We start from the raw sequence: 3,268 nt of genomic DNA on the forward strand, positions 1-3,268 counted from the left end.
AAGAAATTGAAATAACTAATATTGCGAAATAAAAAGGGATGGCGACTGTTCCCCTTTGCTTTTAAAAAGGATAAGTATAAAATTATAGGAAAAATATTTATTAATAATAAAAAAATAAAACAGATAATATATTTGAAATAAAAAAAAGAAAAATAAGGAGAAAAAAATGCTGATTTCGTTGAACTGGTTAAAGCAGTATATAGATTTAGATGGAATAGAAATAAATGAAATGGAGAATGCCCTTACTATGATTGGGCAGGAAGTCGAAAAAATCGAGGTGCTGGGGGAAAACTTGGAAAATGTTGTAACGGCACATATTGTTGAAAAGGAGATGCATCCTGATTCGGATCATTTGACGATTTGTAAAGTAGATAATGGGAAGGAAATTTTGCAGGTTGTATGTGGTGCGTCTAATCATAAGACTGGAGATAAGGTTGTTTTAGCACAGGTTGGAGCAAAACTGGCTGAAGACTTTGTTATTAAAAAAGGGAAGATAAGAGGTGTGGAATCAAATGGAATGCTTTGTTCAGAAGAAGAACTGAATATTGGTAAGGATTCTGACGGGATTATTATTTTACCTCAAGATACACCTGCGGGAATACCAATGAAGAAATACTTGGGAATTAATGATACTGTTTTCGAGCTGGAAATTACGCCAAATCGTCCTGATTGTCTGTCTCATATCGGGATTGCAAGAGAACTAGGGGCTTATTACGGAAAGGAAGTTAAATATCCTAGTTTTGTGATAAATACTGAAAGTAGCGAAAAAACTGCCGACAATATTTCGGTTGAAATTTCAGACAGCAATTTGGCAAAAAGATATGTGGCTAGAATTATTAAAAATGTAACGGTTAAGGAAAGTCCAAAATGGCTTAAGGAAAGAGTAGAATCTATTGGAATTAGAAGTATTAATAATATTGTAGATGCTTCAAATTTTGTGATGATGGAACTTAATCAGCCTAATCATACTTTTGACCTTGATAAAATTGAAGGTGGAAAGATTGTTGTGAGAGCAGGGCTTGAAAATGAAAAACTGGTTACGCTTGATGAACAGGAAAGAGAGTTAAATAGTGATGATATTGTAATTTCAGATGGGGTGAAGGCTGTGGCACTTGGTGGTGTAATGGGCGGAGAAAATTCACAAATTACTGAAAATACAAAAAATATCCTTCTGGAAGTAGCAAACTTTAACTCGCAAAATGTGAGAAAAACGTCAAGAAGATTGACTTTATCAAGCGATTCTTCATACAGATTTGAAAGAAGAGTGGACGAGGAAAATGCGGTTAATGTGATAAATAGACTTGCAAATTTGATTCAGGAAGTAGCAGGTGGAGAAATATTGGCTGGAGCTGTTGACAATTATCCTGTCCCTTATGAGAAAAAGTCTGCTGAACTTAATTTTGAAAGACTGAACCGTTTCGTTGGAAAAGTAATTTCTCGTGAAACTGTTGTTGGAATTTTGACTAGACTTGAAATCGAAGTTGTAGATAATGGGGAAACTTTGACATTAACTGCACCAAGTTACCGAGATGATTTGGAAAATGAGCAGGACTACTTTGAAGAAATCATCAGAATGTATGGTTTTGACAATATCGAAAACATTTTACCGAAACTGGATATTAGTGAACAGCCAGTTATTGACACAACAAAACTTTCTACGCAGGTAAAACTTATTGCGGCAAATGCAGGACTGAAGGAAGTTATCAACTACAGCTTTGTTCCAAAAGATGCGATGGAAAAAATAAAATACACAGTTGCACAGGAAAAACTGATTGATGTGTTAAAACCAATTACAGAAGATTTTGTAACATTGCGTCCGACATTGCTTTACAGCCTTATCAAAAACGCAAAGGACAACATTAACAGAAATGTTGCAAATATCAGATTCTTTGAAGTAAGCAGAACTTTTGAAAAAGCCGAAGAATTGGCAAAAGAAGAAGTGAAATTGGGAATAATTCTGGCTGGAGAAAATGACAAGACATTGTGGAATCCAAAACCTGTTCCTTACGATTTTTACGATTTGAAGGGAATTGTAGAAGAAATCTTTACACAACTTAAATTCAATAACTATATGATAAAACGTTCTGAGCAAAGCCAGTTCCATCCTGGACGTTCAGTTGACGTGTTCGTGGGACGTGAATTAATTGGAAGTTTTGGAGAAATTCATCCAGATGTGCTGGAAAACTTTGACTTAGGGAAAACATCAGTTCTAGTTGGAGAATTTAACATTGACTTGATTCAGAAATATATCGGTAAAAAGGTAAATTATCAAGGAATTGTAAAATATCCAGCTGTTCCAAGAGATTTTGCATTCGTTATGAAGGAAGAAATCCTAGTTGGAGACGTATTAAAAACAATCCAGAAAGTTGACAAGAAAATAGAAAAAGTGGAACTATTCGATATTTATCAAGGTGTAGGAGTACTGCCAGGAATGAAGAGTGTGGCAATCAGCGTAGTTCTAAGAGATAAGAGCAAAACACTGGAAGAAAAAGAAATTGTAGACATTTCCAATAAAATTGTGGCTAAGGTTGAGAAGGATTATGGTGCAGTTTTAAGACAATAGAAGTATCGAATTTAGAGGTGATTGCTATGAAAAATAAAAAGTTTGAAATAATAGCTTTATTAATATTATGTGTTATTTTTACAGCATGTGGTAAATCACAAAATTCTAATAAAAATACTTATGAATATAAAACAAAATATGTGGGTGACAATTCTAAAGTAATGAATATTTTATCAAATTTAAAATATCCCAAGGAAACAAGTTATAATTCTGTACAAATTTTGTCGGAAAAAGAGCCTTATGGAGTACTTGTCAAATTAAATATAAATTCTGGAGAAATTCCTGAAAAAACTGAGTTTCTTAAAAATTCGGCTGTGTTATTTGCTTTAATTGAAAATTTATCATTTGTGAAATATGAAGATATTTCAAATAATAAAATTATAGCCGAATTTACTAGAGATGAAATTGATAATTACTTGAAGGCTGAAGTGAATAAAAATACTAAAGAAATTGGAAGTAATGAAAAAGAATTTATAAAATATTTGAACAAATAAAACTTATAAAGTTTAAGTAAATAGGGGGAAATTGAGGTGTTAAAAATAGTAACATTGCCATTTGATGATAAAATTGAGGAATTTGAGCAGGAAAAACTGGAAAAAGTGTTAAAAGATGTTCAAATCGTAAAATATCAGGCTGAACTGGTGAAAATCGAGGGGAAATATTACTGGACGGCTTTTGTTGAGTGTGAAAAAACAGATAAATTTA

At 32.8% G+C, this 3,268-nt stretch carries 2 protein-coding genes; both read left to right on the forward strand.

All coding sequences use genetic code 11. The features are described 5' to 3' along the window. Window positions 1–166 precede the first annotated feature (166 nt). Window positions 167–2,563 carry a phenylalanine--tRNA ligase subunit beta gene (gene pheT, locus HMPREF1552_RS02190; RefSeq protein WP_021743412.1) on the forward strand — a complete coding sequence of 799 codons (2,397 nt, stop codon included), beginning with the start codon at window positions 167–169 and terminating at the stop codon, window positions 2,561–2,563. A gap of 26 nt (window positions 2,564–2,589) precedes the next feature. Further along, complete coding sequence (locus HMPREF1552_RS02195; protein ID WP_039900981.1) at window positions 2,590–3,057, forward strand: DUF4825 domain-containing protein; 468 nt, start codon at window positions 2,590–2,592, stop codon at window positions 3,055–3,057. The last annotated feature ends 211 nt before the right edge of the window (window positions 3,058–3,268 follow it).

The sequence above is a fragment of the Leptotrichia sp. oral taxon 879 str. F0557 genome (assembly GCF_000469385.1).
GTDB lineage: Bacteria > Fusobacteriota > Fusobacteriia > Fusobacteriales > Leptotrichiaceae > Leptotrichia > Leptotrichia mesophila.